The sequence below is a fragment of the Silicimonas lutimaris genome (assembly GCF_047314965.1).
GTDB lineage: Bacteria > Pseudomonadota > Alphaproteobacteria > Rhodobacterales > Rhodobacteraceae > JAVJUV01.
The window spans coordinates 1-14,673 of record NZ_JBLBVK010000007.1 but is presented as its reverse complement, the minus strand read 5'-3'; the positions used below and the strand labels follow the sequence as shown (position 1 = coordinate 14,673).

At 59.7% G+C, this 14,673-nt stretch carries 16 protein-coding genes and 1 pseudogene; 6 read left to right on the top strand and 11 right to left on the bottom strand.

Annotation, left to right across the window (positions count from 1 at the left end):
* Nucleotides 1–142: 142 nt before the first annotated feature.
* A pseudogene (locus ACKLNI_RS00140) lies at nucleotides 143–1,468 on the top strand (serine hydrolase domain-containing protein); the annotation flags it as partial.
* Here the strand turns inward: ACKLNI_RS00140 and ACKLNI_RS00135 are convergent.
* The 8 genes from ACKLNI_RS00135 to ACKLNI_RS00100 all read right to left on the bottom strand — a co-directional run bounded on the left by ACKLNI_RS00135 (nucleotide 1,410) and on the right by ACKLNI_RS00100 (nucleotide 6,622).
* Nucleotides 1,410–1,760 (bottom strand): hypothetical protein, encoded by a 351-nt coding sequence (locus ACKLNI_RS00135; protein ID WP_413716965.1) that lies wholly within the window; start codon nucleotides 1,758–1,760, stop codon nucleotides 1,410–1,412. The pseudogene ACKLNI_RS00140 and the gene ACKLNI_RS00135 overlap by 59 nt on opposite strands.
* 650 nt (nucleotides 1,761–2,410) lie before the next feature.
* Nucleotides 2,411–2,617 (bottom strand): hypothetical protein, encoded by a 207-nt coding sequence (locus ACKLNI_RS00130; protein ID WP_413716964.1) that lies wholly within the window; start codon nucleotides 2,615–2,617, stop codon nucleotides 2,411–2,413.
* A 7-nt stretch (nucleotides 2,618–2,624) separates the two neighbouring features.
* Nucleotides 2,625–2,756, bottom strand: a complete 132-nt coding sequence (locus ACKLNI_RS00125) for a hypothetical protein (RefSeq protein ID WP_413716963.1) — start codon at nucleotides 2,754–2,756, stop codon at nucleotides 2,625–2,627.
* 200 nt (nucleotides 2,757–2,956) lie between these two features.
* Complete coding sequence (locus ACKLNI_RS00120) at nucleotides 2,957–3,436, bottom strand: hypothetical protein (protein WP_413716962.1); 480 nt, start codon at nucleotides 3,434–3,436, stop codon at nucleotides 2,957–2,959.
* Nucleotides 3,437–3,706: 270 nt separating this feature from the next.
* The gene (gene hflC / locus ACKLNI_RS00115) at nucleotides 3,707–4,795 is read right to left on the bottom strand and encodes a protease modulator HflC (protein WP_413716961.1); all 1,089 of its coding nucleotides are present in this window, start codon (nucleotides 4,793–4,795) and stop codon (nucleotides 3,707–3,709) included.
* Nucleotides 4,792–5,859: an FtsH protease activity modulator HflK gene (gene hflK / locus ACKLNI_RS00110; protein WP_413716960.1), complete on the bottom strand. Its 1,068-nt coding sequence runs from the start codon at nucleotides 5,857–5,859 to the stop codon at nucleotides 4,792–4,794. The genes hflC and hflK overlap by 4 nt, the downstream gene beginning before the upstream one ends.
* A gap of 107 nt (nucleotides 5,860–5,966) precedes the next feature.
* Nucleotides 5,967–6,311 carry a hypothetical protein gene (locus tag ACKLNI_RS00105; RefSeq protein WP_413716959.1) on the bottom strand — a complete coding sequence of 115 codons (345 nt, stop codon included), beginning with the start codon at nucleotides 6,309–6,311 and terminating at the stop codon, nucleotides 5,967–5,969.
* Nucleotides 6,308–6,622, bottom strand: a complete 315-nt coding sequence (locus ACKLNI_RS00100) for a hypothetical protein (RefSeq protein ID WP_413716958.1) — start codon at nucleotides 6,620–6,622, stop codon at nucleotides 6,308–6,310. The genes ACKLNI_RS00105 and ACKLNI_RS00100 overlap by 4 nt, the downstream gene beginning before the upstream one ends.
* Before the next feature lie 650 nt (nucleotides 6,623–7,272).
* On the opposite strand from ACKLNI_RS00100, the gene nhaA reads away from it, so the two are divergent.
* A complete protein-coding gene (nhaA, locus tag ACKLNI_RS00095) occupies nucleotides 7,273–8,628 on the top strand; it encodes a Na+/H+ antiporter NhaA (protein WP_413716957.1) in 1,356 nt (451 codons plus the stop codon).
* Nucleotides 8,629–9,062: 434 nt separating this feature from the next.
* Here nhaA and cueR read toward each other — a convergent pair whose 3' ends face one another.
* The gene (cueR, locus tag ACKLNI_RS00090; protein WP_413716956.1) at nucleotides 9,063–9,467 is read right to left on the bottom strand and encodes a Cu(I)-responsive transcriptional regulator; all 405 of its coding nucleotides are present in this window, start codon (nucleotides 9,465–9,467) and stop codon (nucleotides 9,063–9,065) included.
* Nucleotides 9,468–9,586: 119 nt separating this feature from the next.
* Between cueR and ACKLNI_RS00085 the strand changes: the two genes are divergently transcribed.
* Nucleotides 9,587–12,031, top strand: coding sequence for a heavy metal translocating P-type ATPase (locus ACKLNI_RS00085; protein WP_413716955.1), 2,445 nt, complete (start codon nucleotides 9,587–9,589; stop codon nucleotides 12,029–12,031).
* Between the two features lie 32 nt (nucleotides 12,032–12,063).
* Nucleotides 12,064–13,029, top strand: a complete 966-nt coding sequence (locus ACKLNI_RS00080) for a cation diffusion facilitator family transporter (protein ID WP_413716954.1) — start codon at nucleotides 12,064–12,066, stop codon at nucleotides 13,027–13,029.
* On the opposite strand, the gene ACKLNI_RS00075 is transcribed toward ACKLNI_RS00080, so the two are convergent.
* Nucleotides 13,026–13,346 carry an SHOCT domain-containing protein gene (locus ACKLNI_RS00075; RefSeq protein WP_413716953.1) on the bottom strand — a complete coding sequence of 107 codons (321 nt, stop codon included), beginning with the start codon at nucleotides 13,344–13,346 and terminating at the stop codon, nucleotides 13,026–13,028. The two genes, ACKLNI_RS00080 and ACKLNI_RS00075, sit on opposite strands and share 4 nt — an antisense overlap.
* A gap of 398 nt (nucleotides 13,347–13,744) precedes the next feature.
* On the opposite strand from ACKLNI_RS00075, the gene ACKLNI_RS00070 reads away from it, so the two are divergent.
* Both ACKLNI_RS00070 and ACKLNI_RS00065 read left to right on the top strand, forming a co-directional pair.
* Entirely contained in the window at nucleotides 13,745–14,188 is a 444-nt protein-coding gene (locus tag ACKLNI_RS00070) for a c-type cytochrome (RefSeq protein WP_413716952.1), read from the top strand.
* Entirely contained in the window at nucleotides 14,188–14,532 is a 345-nt protein-coding gene (locus ACKLNI_RS00065; RefSeq protein ID WP_413716951.1) for a hypothetical protein, read from the top strand. Before ACKLNI_RS00070 ends, ACKLNI_RS00065 begins: the two co-directional genes overlap by 1 nt.
* Before the next feature lie 6 nt (nucleotides 14,533–14,538).
* On the opposite strand, the gene ACKLNI_RS00060 is transcribed toward ACKLNI_RS00065, so the two are convergent.
* Entirely contained in the window at nucleotides 14,539–14,661 is a 123-nt protein-coding gene (locus ACKLNI_RS00060; RefSeq protein WP_413716966.1) for an integrase core domain-containing protein, read from the bottom strand.
* Nucleotides 14,662–14,673 lie beyond the last annotated feature (12 nt).

Sequence of the window (14,673 nt, the reverse complement as noted above, 5' to 3'; positions counted from 1 at the left end):
CACATCACCACCAGCCGTCAGCTTCAGCTCAATCTCACGCAGCAGCTTCAAGATGTCTTCGTCTGAATGTCGCTTCCTCGCCATGCCCAATCCCCCTCTCGCGGCCAAAGTAATGGCCCAGTTCTAGGGGGGAAGGACACCGGGGCTTGGTATCGGGGTCATCCATGGGCCCAACACTTACAGCGCCGGCCTCGGCATCACCAAGGTAGGCACCGACGAGGCCGTTACCCCCGATACGCAATTTCAAATTGGCTCTGTGACCAAAACCTTCCTGTCGACGGTGGCCCTGCAGCTGTCCGAACGGGGCGAGCTGGATTTGAACGCGCGTGTCGTCGACCTCCTGCCGTGGTGGAGGGTCGCGGATGCGGAAGCAACGTCGAAAGCCCGGGTCGTTGACCTGTTCCACCATCGCGCTGGCTGGTATGGCGACCATGGGTTCCTTCGTGTTCCCCCGGGCGGGTCGATCAGCGAGAAGGTCATGCTCCAGGCGGCTTACGTCGAGCAGCTCTATCCGTTCGGTCAAACCTGGATGTACAACAACACCAGCATCACGTTCGCAACCCATGTGGTGTCGCATGCCGGCGGAAAGTCGATCGAGAACCTGATCGAAGAGAACCTGTTGACTCCGCTCGGCATGGATTCGTCATCCTTTAACTACGACCCCACCCCGCCGGCCAAAGATTACGCATGGGGTCATCCGCCGATCTACGGCGAAGGCAACATCAACGATCTCAAGCCCTACTACATTCCGTTGATCCAGGAATCGGCAGCCTCCGGCGCGCTCCGCTCGACGATCAACGACATGCTGAAATACGCCCGCTTTCAGCTGGACGGAAAGGACGCCGCCGGGAACCAGATGCTGTCCAAAGAAGCGCTGGACTATGCCCACGCTCCGGCAGTCGAGGCCGAGGCCGGCGACTTTACCGGGTTGACGTGGTTCATCCACGATTACGACGGGGTCACCAGCCCCAGCCACGGCGGGAATTGGCCCGGCACGCGGTCCTTCCTGCAGCTGATCCCGGATCGCGACTTTGCCGTGGTGGTTTTGGTCCACAGCGATCGCGGATCCGAGGCCTACAAGAAAGTTGCGAATGCAATGGTCAAAGCCTTCACGGGAATCGAGGCCAACTCTCCGGTCGCAGCGGGTGTTGATCCGGCTGTGCTCGATCCCTTCGTCGGCGTCTTCAAGGGGAATTCGCAAAACATCGAGATCCGCAAAGAGGGCGACAAATATGTGTTTGTGCAGTTCTCCGCTTTGACCAGCGGATCGGATCCCGCGCCTGCCAATGTGGCCAACACGGCTGATGGCTATTTTATCATCACCGAAGGCCCGAACGAGGGAGCCCTTGGCGAATTGCTCGAAGATCCGTCTGGCGAACTCAACTACGTGCGATTCAACCACCGGATTTTCATTCGGGGCGACGGGGCGGTCGACGACTTCGACCTCTCCGGTACTGTCTTCCAATAACCGGGGCGACAAGAGCCACGGATCGGGTGGAGAGGCGATCCTGCGCTATGCAGGATCGAACTCTCCACCGAACCCCAAGACCGTGACAGCGCGCCTCTGCCGCCGGTAAGCCCAGCGAAGCAGGCCACTGGATCGACGGGGCGAGCACGAAGAACGCGCCCCACATGAAGACGAACTGTCCCAGCAGCAGCGCGGCGGCCAGGCGCCGCGCCCGGATCGCGGCGTGTTCGTTAAAGGCAAGTGGCGCTGCGCGCCCGGCAGGCAGCGTGGCAGTGGCGTCGGCGAAGGTCATGAAGTTTCTCCTGTTGAGGCGGCCCGAGAAACCGGGCGTCTGACAGGAGGTGCGCCAAAGCGCAGCAGGCTTCATTGATCCCGGTTAAGAACGGACAGACCCAAATGGAACGCGGTCCGGCACTCGCAGCATAAATCCGTGGAAGCCGACCTTCGAGAGCGATGCTGCATCTGACAGTATGGGGCTCGAAGCTGTCATTGAGCGGTTTTCGCCCAGCGTCTGCTAGGCGGACAAATGAGACATTCGCGGTTGTCATCAATCTGACCACGGCAGCTCATTTCCCGGACATCGGCGCTCGGTCGGTGTCCTGCGTTTGAAGGACATACAAACGAAAAGGCTTCCTGGATGCTCTGGGGCATCCATGGAGAAGGCAGGCTGCTATGACCAATTCTGTTTCCGGTCTTCGCGGATATGTGCTGGCACTGTTCGGCGCAACAGTCTGCACTCAGTCACATGCACCTGAGCTGCTTGAAGTAGATCTGGAGTTGGTTCTTGCCGCGGACAGGTCCGGTTCGATGTCGGCCGCCAGCTCCAGAGGTCGTCCAGTGGCCGGCTCCGCCATCCGGAGCCGCTTCGCCGGCCACGCCGGCCGTAGCGCCAGGACCCGTCATGCACTAAGACTGAAACCGGACCACTCGATGGGGGGCAGGTCACGTGCACCAGTTGCCGAACCCATCGCGATAGCTTTCGAGCGGCACGCTCGGCTTCGTCACGAGATAGTCGGCACGCTCCAGATCGCCGAAGCGCGAGTAGTGCACGTTCAGCAGCGCGATCAGTGGCGTCGGTTGCGGGAAGCTGTATCGCAGACGGCACCCGATGCTGACCCGCATGCCGGACACACGGCCGCGCCTGGTCATGTCATGATCATCTTGCAAGGATGAGCGTCCGAGGCATCGGGCGAGTGCCATCCTGCGCAAGGACGGGGAAGGCCAGCGACGCTATCATTCCAGCCACGATGGCCAGCCTCGAGGTCAACCTTGCCAGCGGCTGTCTCATCGCCGCTTGCTCCTTGGAAGACCAGAGTGCGCCGGTTGCCCCGCGTTTCTTCGATGACCCAAGCGTGAGCGTTCCGGTGAGCCGTCGCGTGGGCGCGGGCGGCGGCGGGGAGCCCCTGGAATTCGGTCTCGTTGGCATGCCTTCGTTCTCGGCCACTTGGATCGAGAAGTCCCGTGGGAGTGTCGGATGAGTGCTACCGGTCATCGGGGCGACAACTTGTGCAGGGCCGCAGCGGCAAGAGCATGTTCCTTCTGGTGGTAGTCGCCGCGGAATTTGCCATCGACCTGCACCTCCCAGATGCCGTTCCTTTCGCGTACCTGAACCCCACCGCGCTGCGGTGGCCGGTTCATTGAAGAACCCTGTCCTCCTTTGCTTTTCGGCGGCATGGGATGCCTATCGGTCATTTCCGGCTCCTTCGCGTTGGGAGCGCGCGCTTCTCCAAGGAGCATCACGGCGCGCATGAATTCTTCCGTATAATCATCGGTTTCGCGGTGGTCGTGCTCGCGCTGGGTCAATCTCATCTGTTCTACGAACCGTTCTCGCAGGTGGTCGACGAAACGCGGCTCGGTACGGGCCATGTAGGCGATCAGAGCTTGCAGGATTCGTTCATGGGCCAGCACACGCCGTTCGAGGTCGGTGGTCTCTGCGGCCGTACTGGTAAGATATTTGACTGATGTCATAGCGTATTGTCCTCCTCGCAGCGCGGTGCGACGCTGGATGTCGTGTCCTCGAGTGTGGGCAGGCAGGCCCTCGCGTCATCGCGATCCAGCTCTTGCCATCCACCTACCAGCCAAGCGAAAATCGTGCGCTGACGCAGGTTAGGTGCACGGAAGTTTAGTGGGTGTGTCTTACTCAGAAGCGGAAAGAAACCGACCTCGGTGGTCCAGATGTGATTGACGTACTTCCCGATTGATACCCTCTATTCATGCTTTAAGCCTTCCACCATGAACCTATCGGCCTGCTTCGACCTCCGTCTGTGTCACGATTGGCGTCGCGGGGTTTTGCGCTGGTCGGGCCCTGCCGATCGACGCCACGCCACCGTCGCCTGGGGCGCTGCCCGGATCGCGAATTGGGTCTGCCTCGCCCTGCATGCCGCGCAGGAACTGGAACAGATCGCTGTCGGTCGTCAAGACAAGCGTCGTGTCGTCGGAGATCATGTCGCCGTAGGCCTGCATGGTTCGGGCAAAATCGTAGAATTCCACCGAAACGGCATCGACATTGTAGGCGCCCGCATAGATTGCTGCTGCTGCGGCATCGGCGGCACCGCGGATTTCCTCAACAGCGCGATAGGCTTCGGACTGAATCTTGTTCAGGTCCCTCACCCGGTTGCCTTGAATACGGGCCGCTTCGCCGTTGCCTTCTGACAGGAATCTTTCGGCGATCTGCCGGCGCTCCGAGATCATGCGGTCATAGATCTTGGGTCGCACGCTTTCGTTGTAGTTTATGCGTTTGAAGCGGATATCGAGAAGCTCGATCCCGAAAACGCGCACCTTCTCCGCGGCCGCCTCGAAGATCTGCTGCTCGACCAGCGCCCGCCCCTTCGTGATGGGAACCAGTGCGCCAATGTCCTGGGCAAGCTCCTGATCAGTCAGAAGCGTGTCCCGAAGCGGCGTCCGGCCCCTGGTCGTGCGCACAATCTCGATGAGTTCGTGCTTGGCGACAGCATTCCGCGTCTCGCTGCCGAGGATATCATCGAGGCGCGACTGGGCGCTGCGTTCGTCGCGCAGGCGCAAAAAGTACTGCAGAGGATCGGTGATCTTCCAGCGCGCGAAGAGATCGACCGAGATATAGAGCTTGTCTTTGGTGGGCATGTCCGATGGCGAGCCGTCCCACTCCAGAACCCGGCTGTCGATCCGGTTAACCTCCTGAACGAAGGGGAGTTTCAACTTGAGACCAGCCTCGGTGATCGGCGCGCCGACCGGCTTGCCGAACTGGGTGATGATGGCCTGCTCGACCTCGCCGACCGTGTAGACGGCGGATGACGCAGCGACGACCCCGGCAACCGCGATCCCCGAGGCAATAAGCGAAAGGGTCTTCATCGTTGCTCTCCTGTCCGTCGATCAAGGTTCAAAAGCGGGAGGATGCTTGCCGTGGACCCGTCAACAATGATCTTGGAACCAATTCCCGGCAGAACATCCTGCAGGGTTTCGATGTAGATCCGGCGCCGGGTCACCTCCGGGGCCTGGCGGTATTCCGTCAGGAGCGCCGTGAATCGAGCCGCATCGCCCTCGGCTTCGTTGATCCGCCTCAGGCGATAGCCGTCGGCTTCGCGGATGCGCTGGTCTTTTTCGCCTTCTGCCAGAGGTATGACGCGGTTGTATTCGCGGCGGGCCTCGTTGATGATCCGCTCCTTCTCTTGTTGTGCCTGGTTGACCTCGTTGAACGAGGCTTGAACCGGCTGTGGCGGATTGATGTTCTTCAGCTGTACCTGATCGATGCTGATGCCCATCGCGTATTTGGTCGCAAGCGCCTGCATCTTCAGCAGGGCTTCGCTTTCGATTTCCTGGCGCCCGACGGTGATCACCTCGTCGACTGTGCGGTCTCCCACAACTTCGCGCATGACGGACTCCGAGACGTAACGCAGGGTCGCGCTTGGCTCGCGCACTTCAAACAAGAACTTCCGGGGTTCGGAAATCCGGTACTGCACCACCCACTCCACGAGCGCGGCGTTGAGATCGCCAGTCACCATCTCGGTCTCGCGGCGACCGTCCGTCGGGCTCTGATAGGGATCGGAGGCACCCGGAGTTGTGAACCCGAACTCCTGTTTCAGCTGGCGCTTGACCGGGACCAACGTAGTGACGTCGATCCCGAACGGGATCTTGAAGTGCAGCCCCGGAGGGACCTCGGCCGCGTACTTCCCAAACCGTTGGACAATCGCAACGGAGTCGCTCGGCACCGTGTAATATGAGGACCACGCCCCAAACGCCGCAAGCGCAATGGCGGCCCCGCTTGCAAGACGCTTCACCGGTGGCAGACCGTCCGGCAGGATGCCGTGCAGCCGATCCCGGCCCCGCCTGAGAATTGCGTCAACCTCAGGGGGAACGCGGGTCTGCTTGTTTTTCCAAGGTCCGCGATCTTCCGGCCCATTGTCATCAGAAGGCATCGCAAGCTCCTATCTCGGTTTTTGCACTCAGGGCGATGCCTGGCTTGCGCGTTTGACGGTGCGACCCGTTTTGCGCCATCACATCGTCGGCTCTGAACAGCATGACCTCAGAGGTCCAGTTCCTTCAGGCAGGCTTGCGCAATGTCTCGGTCTGGGGCATCGGTTCCTGGCATCGTCGCCCAGCCGGCTGTCATGAGAGCATCGCGCCTCTGGTAGGTCGAGGCTGCCCGGATCGTTGCAAGCTTGTCCGCCCGAGCCGGGTCTGACCGCGCCATGTCGAGGCAGACCGGTACCATTGAGGCGACGACATCGTTACGGGACATCGCCACCGCCCGGTCATTAGAAGTGCCGCCGGTCACCCAGCCACCCCAGGAAAATCCGACGACGCCGACAAAGACAGCACCGATCACGGCACCATAGATGCCGGGTTTGAGCCATTCGGGAGTATTCATTTCAAGTCCTCCTGCGGAGAAAGCGCCGCTTCGCTGTGGTTGTTCATCTCTGTCGGACCTTGATCCCGGCTCAGCGCCTCATTCAGGTCGCGCTCTGATATCGTGTGCAGTTCCATCCAACCCGCCCGATCCCCCCTGCCAGGAACGGTCATATGGGTCGCCGTCCTCTGATACATTTCGAAACCTTGCCCGCGGAGAAGTTCTTCCTGAATCAGGACTTCATAGTCCCCGGCCGGAAGTTCGTCCGGAAAACCGGCTAGGCTGAACGGGTGCAGGAAAGTCACCCTCAAACTGGATGAACGCACGCTCATCTCCGGCCTCCACGATGTTGACAGATCCTTCGCTCAGCACTGTTGACGGCCCCTTGGAGTTCGGGACGGACCAGTCGAACGATTTCTTCTCTTGTACTTCGAGAACGTTCGACCGGCGCTGACGCATGTTAGTCCCGGGCACCGAACCGGCTGCGGCCGTCCTATTGGCAGTCGCCCGCACTGACCTGTGTAAGGGCGGCGAGACCGACCTGCGCGTATCTTTTGGGAAACAGGGGCGATCTGCGTTCCTCCGCGACGCCGCAGCAAGCCATGAGAACGCCAAGGGATCAGAGGCTGAAACGGAATCACACCGGTCCGTGGCTGGACTTATCAACCAGATCATCGATGGTGGTAACTCCGTTCGCAGGCCGCTGGTTTAAACGCTCGCTCAAGGCGGAACTGCATCGCCGATGGCACCTCCTTCCCATTCGGAAATAGCAGGTGCATCAAGCTGAGGAAGCGCTAATACTGCTCGCGCTTCACCCTTGGCACCAGCAAAGCTCCACACTTTTGCGATTTAAAGAAGCACGCGCACTGTCAGCCTGAACTCTGTGTGATAAGCTTCACAGACTATGAGGCAAGCAAGGGTGCCGCCGAGCAAGTGGTGCTACGCTGGTGTCGCTTTCAGCCAGAAAAGGCATTCTCGTCACATGATCGACGATCCCATGACTTTGCCCCACGAGGCCGCCGACAGCATAACGAAGCCCTTCGCACGCTTCCTCAAAATCGAAGCGGCAGCAGGCATGCTCCTTCTCTTGGCTGTTCTGCTGGCTTTGGGGCTGGCCAACTCGCCGTGGCAGGAAGGCTTTCTTCGTTTCTGGGAGACGCCCATTGGCCTGACATTCGGCTCGTTGGATTTCACCCGCTCTCTGCGGCACTGGATCAACGACGGTCTGATGACCCTTTTCTTCTTCGTGCTCTCTCTGGAACTCAAGCGCGAGTTGGTGCTGGGCGAATTGCGGAACCCTCGACAGGCCGCCCTGCCGTTCGTAGGCGCCTTGGGTGGCATGGTCGCGCCGGTCTCTCTGTATCTTGTGATAATATCCGGCCAGCCCGGTATGCACGGCTGGGGAACCGTGATGGCAACCGATACGGCCTTCGTGATCGGGTGCCTGGCGCTCTTCGGAAGCCGGATCCCGCCCACCTTGCGATTGTTCCTGCTGTCTCTGGCCATCTTTGACGATGTCGGTGCAATCCTCGTGGTCGCATTCGGTTACGGCGAGGCGTTGAACTGGTTAGCTCTCGGATTGGGCTTTCTGGGGATTGGTATTGTCGCAGGCGCCTCGCGACTCGGGATCAGAAGCGTACCGGTCTATTTCCTTCTGGGCGCGGCAGTCTGGCTATGCTTCGACGCTTCCGGCGTCCACGCGACCATTGCCGGTGTCATTCTGGGCCTGATGACGCCAACGCGCATATGGGTGAGCGATGACCGCCTGCGTGCGATCCTTGGGCGAGTACTCGCCGTTCCGACCGGCGATCGTCAACAAGGAGATGCCGCCAGCCACCGCGATCTGCGTCAAGCCGGCAGAGCGGTCACTGAGTCGCTCTCACCAGTCGAACGGCTCGAGATGATGCTGCACCCCTGGGTCGGCTTTGCAATCATGCCGATCTTCGCACTGGCAAATGCCGGCATCACCATTCAGGGTGTCGATCTCGCACAACCGGTCTCGCTGGCGATCATTGTCGGCCTGGTGGTGGGAAAACCGATCGGCGTCTTGGGGTTCAGCTGGATTGCCGTCCGATCCGGCCTGGCGGTACTCGCGCCGGGCTTATCGTGGCCGTTCATTCTGGCCGGATCGTTCCTCACGGGGATTGGCTTCACGATGTCGCTGTTCATCGCGGGACTGGCTTTTGACCCGGCGATGCTCAACGTCGCAAAGCTCGGAATTCTCTCGGGGTCAGCCATCGCCGCGGTAGTCGGCATCCTGATACTGCTCGGGCTGACACGCCGTACAAGGCGCATTGGAATGGGTAGGGTCGCAGACGATGCAGGCCACAAGTTCTAGAATAGGAAGAGAGTCAGTGTCGCAGTTGCTACCATCGCACCAAAGACAGGGCTCGTTGGCAGGCACATCCCGTGGAAACTGGAGAATCTGTAATTACACGCACCGGGCATCAGCAATTTCGGTCGTCCGCTTCGGGCTCGGAGCAGTCATCGAGCGTTTTCTGCCTGCCGTCCGCTTAGCGGGACAATGCCGCCGTTCGACCAATGGCTGCTTTAGCAAATGGGATTCCGTAGTGGACTCCACGAAACTGCGAAAACCCGAAAAAATATGGTGTAGGGTGTACCACGATCAATTGGAAGCGGTTCAATTCGATCAATGGGTTAGAATCTAGGTGTCTCACGGGCGTTAGAGCTCAGCCTTTGGGGTCTCACTTACCCGATAATTCCAGCAGTCGGCTTGAGAACATTGGAAAGTTGCGCTGGAGCAGTCGTTAATCAATCAACCTTTTCGTCGCTCTCTCCAGCAAGATCGTCCAATATTGGGCAATCGGGGCGGGCGTCGCCGTGGCAACTGGTAACGAGATGTTTGAGAGTCGATCGAAGGCTCTGCAATTCGCCAATCTTCTGTTCGACCCTCTCAAGATGTTCTTCGGCTATTTTTTTCACGTCTGCGCTTGCCCGATCGCGATCCTCATAGAGAGACATCAAGGTTCGGCACTCCTCGATCGTAAAACCCAGGGATCGCGCTCTGCCGAGAAAGGCTAGCTTATGAAAGTCCGTCTCGCGAAAGTGGCGATAGCCGTTTTCGCTGCGGGCGGGTCGTACGAGGCCGATGTCTTCGTAGTAACGGATCGTTTTGGCTGGTAAGCCGCTGGCAGATGCTACATCTCCGATATTCATTGGGAACCTCCTCTACTGATCTTACAGATTCCAGCAACTAGAAGGTCAAGGTGAAAATTGAGCATTGACCTTCCAGTGACTGGAAGCCCTATCTCTCCTCCGACTCAAAGGAGATAGCCATGGCCGACGCACATTCAGAAGCCGCCATTATTCGCGATCCCGTCTGCGGAATGACCGTGGATCCGACCAAGGGAAAGCCCACCCACACCCACGATGGGCATGAATATCACTTCTGCAGTGCGCGTTGCCTCGAGAAGTTCGTGGCGGAGCCAGACGCCTATATCGAAGCTGAGGATCCCGTCTGCGGCATGAGTGTGAACCGCGCCACCGCGAAGCATATGTCGAAGCATGACGGCGAAAGGTTCTACTTCTGCTCGGGCCGCTGCCAGGAGAGATTCGAGGCCGAGCCGCAGCAGTTCCTGGGGGACAGGCCGGAGCCAGAGCCGATGCCAGAGGGAACGCTCTATACCTGTCCGATGGATCCGGAGATCGTGCAGGAGGGGCCGGGCGATTGTCCGATCTGCGGAATGGCCCTTGAACCCATGATGCCGACGGCGGATGCGGGGCCGAACCCCGAATTGGTGGGCTTCAAGCGGCGTCTGATGATTGGCGGACCGTTGGCCTTTGCCGTCTTCGCGCTGGAGATGGGGACCCATGTGGGAATCCCCTTCGATGAATGGATCGGACATCGCGCCTTCGTCTGGCTGCAGTTCCTGCTGGCGACGCCGGTTCTCTGGCTAACGAGGGTATTCTTCAAGCGCGGCTGGGCGTCGGTTGTGAACCGTAGCCCGAATATGTGGACGCTGATCATGCTGGGCACGGGCGCGGCATATCTCTTCAGCGTCGTGGGACTAATCGCGCCGGGGGTTTTCCCCGAAAGTCTTCTGGGCATGGACGGGCTGCCGCCAGTCTATTTCGAGGCGTCCGCGGTGATCCTGATCCTCGTCCTGGTAGGACAGGTGATGGAGCTTGCCGCGCGTGACCGGACCGGCGACGCGATACGTGCGCTTCTGGATTTGGCACCCAAGACTGCGCGCCGGGTCGCGGACGCGGGCGAGGAGGACGTACCCCTCGACGCCGTGACGTCTGGCGACCGGCTGAGGGTGCGCCCGGGCGAAGCGGTCCCGGTGGACGGACGTCTAATCGAGGGCCGCTCGGCCGTTGACGAAAGCATGATCACGGGCGAGCCGGTGCCCGTCGAGAAGTCGGCGGGCGATACGGTGACGGGTGGTACACTAAACAAGTCGGGCAGCTTCGTGATGGAGGCGGTTGCTGTCGGCAGCGACACGGTGCTCTCGCGGATCGTCAACATGGTAGCGCAGGCACAGCGGTCCCGTGCGCCGATCCAGGCGGTGGCGGACCGTGTGGCGAGCTACTTCGTGCCCGCTGTCGTCGCCGTGGCCGTGATTGCCTTTCTCGTTTGGCTGCTCGTGGGACCGAGCCCCGCACTGGCCTATGCGGTTGTGGCTGCGGTAAGCGTTCTGATCATCGCTTGCCCCTGTGCACTTGGCCTTGCGACGCCGATGTCGATCATGGTCGCGACGGGGCGTGGCGCGCAGGCCGGCGTCCTGATCCGGGACGCCGAGGCGCTGGAGCGACTTGCAGGTGTCGACGTGCTGATCGTGGACAAGACCGGAACACTGACCGAAGGGCAGCCCAGCCTGACCGACGTCATCGCACAGGGCGATGTTGATGATGCGCGTGTTCTGACGCTGGCTGCAGCGCTGGAGCGTGGATCCGAGCATCCCCTGGCCGAAGCCATTCTGGCGGGTGCGACAGACCGGTCGGTGCCCGAGTTACCTGCAGAGGACTTCGAGGCAGTGACCGGCAAGGGTGTGAAAGGCCGGATCGAGGGCGAGGACGTTGCGCTTGGGAATCCTGCCCTGATGGCTGATCTGGGTATCGACATCTCGGCCATCGAAGAGCGTCTGGCCGCCCTTCAGTCCGAGGGCAAAACAGCCATGCTTCTGGCTTTGGCGGGCCAGCTTGCCGGAATCGTGGCCGTTGCCGACCGGATCAAAGCCTCGACCCCCGACGCCATCCGAGCGCTGCATGAGGAGGGAATCAAAATCGTCATGGCCACGGGCGACAGTCGTCGCACCGCCGAAGCTGTCGCGCGGGAGCTTGGTATCGACGAAGTTCGCGCCGAGGTCAGCCCGGAGGACAAGGGCGCATTGGTCGAAGCATTCCGCAAAGACGGCCTGAGCGTCGCCATGGCGGGCGACGGCGTCAACGATGCGCCGGCCCTCGCTGCGGCCGATGTCGGGATCGCCATGGGCACCGGTGCGGACGTCGCCATGGAAAGCGCCGGTGTCACGCTGGTGAAGGGCGACCTGAACGGCATTGTCCGCGCTCGGCGTCTGGCGCACGCGACGATGCGCAATATTCGGCAGAACCTGTTCTTTGCCTTCGTCTACAATACGGCCGGCGTGCCGGTGGCTGCCGGAGTTCTCTATCCGATCCTCGGAGTGCTGCTTTCGCCAATGATCGCTGCAGCGGCAATGAGCCTGTCGTCCGTCTCGGTTATCGGGAACGCGCTGAGACTGCGCGGCCTGAAGCTTTGAAGCGAAGCTGACAAGAACAGAAAGCGGAAAACATGGAACACGGACATTCGGGACATTTGCCCAGCGGCGACCGGGCGCTGACCATTTCGGCCTGGCTGACCGGAATCTACTTCGTGGTGGAACTTGCCATCGGTATGTGGACCGGCTCCATCGCCGTCATTTCTGACGCTTTCCATACGTTCTCGGCAGTCGGTGGCGTATTGGTGGCCATCGTGGCTGCGCGGATCGCGCGCCGCCCTTCCGATGAAGACCGCAGCTTCGGCTGGTATCGCGCAGAAATCGTCGGGGCAGCAGTCAACGGCGCATTTCTTCTTGCCATGACGCTCTTCGTCATTGGCATGGCGGCAATGCGGCTTTCTTCACCTATCGATCTGCCAACAGGTCCTATGCTCTGGGCTGCGGCAGGCGGGCTTTTGACCGAATTCATCTCGCTTGGATTGCTCTGGAGAGAGGGGAAGAGTGATCTGAACACGCGCGGCGCGATTTGGCATATCATTCAGACATTTGTCGGCAGTCTTCTCATCATCATCACGGCGCTCGTGATCCGGTTCACGGGTTTTTTGCTAATCGACCCACTGCTTGGGATGGCTTTTGGCTTCGTCCTCGTTTGGGCGAGTTGGGGAATTCTGAAGGAGGCCATTCACATGCTGATGGAGGGCACTCCAGCGGACATAGACCTGCGCGAAGTCTCAGAAGCGCTCGAGAACATCGAGGGGGTGCAGGATGTGCACCACATTCATGCCTGGGCACTGACAAGCGGAAAGAATGTCTTCTCGGCCCATCTACAGGTAGGATCGGCCTCTAACGGGAGCGAGGTGCTTTCGTCAGCGCATGACCTGCTGCGGGAAAAGTTCGGCTTCCTCCTTGTCACCCTCCAGGTTGAAGACAATTGCCTGGACGAAACGGGTGCCGAAGATATCGACATCACGCGAGATCATTCCAAAACGCCGCCAGCGAAAAGCGAGGCTTCGCTGCCTCATGGCAATCATGCGCCCTAACTGGTCAATAGTTTCTTCCGTGAAGCATATTCTTCTTCGTCGATTTCTCCCTTGGCGAAGCGCATTTTCAGTATCGCCAAGGCTTCGGCATCCCCATTCGCGGGAGTACTGGCATGGTGTGGTCCGTGAACAGTGCGGCTCTGATCTGTGCTGCGGACCAACCAGATGACGCCTGCTACGATCAAGCCCAGCACGATAAGCCACAGAACCGGACCGAACATGAGGCCGAAACCCCAGTCCATCATGTGGCCGTAATCCCCCGGGTCGGCAAATGCCGGACTAGCGGAGAGAGAAAAGAAAATTGCAGTCCGCTTCATCATGCTCTCCTTTTTCTCAAAGTGCGTCTCTAGGGGATCAGCACCCCTATTTTTTCAAAATATCACCGGAAGAGACTTCGTTGTGCCTGTCTTGGCGTTGGAGACCTGCCGAGTGAATAAAAGAGTGATATCGGTGCACCCTGTTGTAGTCCTTGATATGGATCACAGGTGCGTGGCCATGACATCGACGTTAAGTGGGTTCCAATAGCGGAGTAGCCGATAACGCATGGCATTGGAATGTCGAGTAATTTCACGCAGGAAGAGGCGAAATGGGCACAAGGCCGCGTAGATTGGTCTGCCGTGAGCACATTGATTTGAACACAAGTGGCATCCGCACTAGGTTTCGCGTGAGTAAGACGACCGAACTTCTGGCATAGAGAAACGGTTAGGCAGGTACGATGAGCAAACTGGCCTATGTGGCGATTGGAGTTGCGTTTGCGCTGTCGGCGGGATTTGTGCTGACCCGCGACGGCTCAGATGACGTCGCGATCCCTGCTCCTTCCCAAAACCCGGCCACAGGGCCGGCACTTGCCAACGTTACCGTGCCAGAGAGCCTACCTGACATCGCCCTGATGGGAAAGCGCGGCTTCGAAGCCAAGTGCGTCGCTTGCCATGGGGAAAACGCAGCCGGCGTTGACGGTGCAGGTCCTCCGCTCGTTCACAAAATCTATGAGCCGAGCCACCACGGCGACGCCGCTTTCTGGTTGGCCACTCAAAACGGCGTGAGAGCGCATCACTGGAAATTTGGAAATATGCCTCCGGTAGATGGACTGACCAAGTCCGATGTGGACGCAATCGTGGCCTATGTCCGCGCGCTACAAGCAGCGAACGGAATACTTTGATGCAACGCGTCCGCTACAGCCAGGGCAAATCATTCGTCGTCATATTGCTGGCGGCGTCGCTTTTTCTGGCGCTTACCTTGTCCGAAGCGCATGCCCATCCGGCAGATGATACTCACTACCACGCTTTTGACGTCGTCCATGAGCATGGAAAACAAGGTGGAACCCCTATCGCGGATCATACTGGCTGCCATGCCACTCCGTTTTGCGCAGGCGTTATCTTCGCGTCGACGAAGCTGCAGCTGTCTCTGGCGTCCCAACAGCGCAAAACGCGGCTGAGCATGCACAACCTTCACCTTTCATCTGCAATTCTTGGCTTCGATCCGCCACCTCCGCGCTTCTCCTGATCTTGTCTAGCCCCCTGTGTATGGGCCACTGATCAGGGGTTTCTCTAATAGGGTTTCAGGAACGGGCGGGCGCATGTTGAGTGCCTGATGCGGCCGGGTGTGATTGTACTGCCTGAGCCAGTGATTGATGACGATCTGAGC

What these genes read in the sequence shown, in the direction of transcription:
- ACKLNI_RS00135 (WP_413716965.1), bottom strand. Translation starts at nt 1,760, where the DNA reads ATGACCTTCGCCGACGCCACTGCCACGCTGCCTGCCGGGCGCGCAGCG.
- ACKLNI_RS00080 (WP_413716954.1), top strand. Translation starts at nt 12,064, where the DNA reads ATGGAACACGGACATTCGGGACATTTGCCCAGCGGCGACCGGGCGCTG.
- ACKLNI_RS00120 (WP_413716962.1), bottom strand. Translation starts at nt 3,436, where the DNA reads ATGACATCAGTCAAATATCTTACCAGTACGGCCGCAGAGACCACCGAC.
- cueR (WP_413716956.1), bottom strand. Translation starts at nt 9,467, where the DNA reads ATGAATATCGGAGATGTAGCATCTGCCAGCGGCTTACCAGCCAAAACG.
- hflK (WP_413716960.1), bottom strand. Translation starts at nt 5,859, where the DNA reads ATGCCTTCTGATGACAATGGGCCGGAAGATCGCGGACCTTGGAAAAAC.
- ACKLNI_RS00105 (WP_413716959.1), bottom strand. Translation starts at nt 6,311, where the DNA reads ATGAATACTCCCGAATGGCTCAAACCCGGCATCTATGGTGCCGTGATC.
- ACKLNI_RS00070 (WP_413716952.1), top strand. Translation starts at nt 13,745, where the DNA reads ATGAGCAAACTGGCCTATGTGGCGATTGGAGTTGCGTTTGCGCTGTCG.
- hflC (WP_413716961.1), bottom strand. Translation starts at nt 4,795, where the DNA reads ATGAAGACCCTTTCGCTTATTGCCTCGGGGATCGCGGTTGCCGGGGTC.
- ACKLNI_RS00100 (WP_413716958.1), bottom strand. Translation starts at nt 6,622, where the DNA reads ATGAGCGTGCGTTCATCCAGTTTGAGGGTGACTTTCCTGCACCCGTTC.
- ACKLNI_RS00130 (WP_413716964.1), bottom strand. Translation starts at nt 2,617, where the DNA reads ATGACCAGGCGCGGCCGTGTGTCCGGCATGCGGGTCAGCATCGGGTGC.
- ACKLNI_RS00075 (WP_413716953.1), bottom strand. Translation starts at nt 13,346, where the DNA reads ATGAAGCGGACTGCAATTTTCTTTTCTCTCTCCGCTAGTCCGGCATTT.
- ACKLNI_RS00065 (WP_413716951.1), top strand. Translation starts at nt 14,188, where the DNA reads ATGCAACGCGTCCGCTACAGCCAGGGCAAATCATTCGTCGTCATATTG.
- nhaA (WP_413716957.1), top strand. Translation starts at nt 7,273, where the DNA reads ATGATCGACGATCCCATGACTTTGCCCCACGAGGCCGCCGACAGCATA.
- ACKLNI_RS00085 (WP_413716955.1), top strand. Translation starts at nt 9,587, where the DNA reads ATGGCCGACGCACATTCAGAAGCCGCCATTATTCGCGATCCCGTCTGC.
- ACKLNI_RS00125 (WP_413716963.1), bottom strand. Translation starts at nt 2,756, where the DNA reads ATGAGACAGCCGCTGGCAAGGTTGACCTCGAGGCTGGCCATCGTGGCT.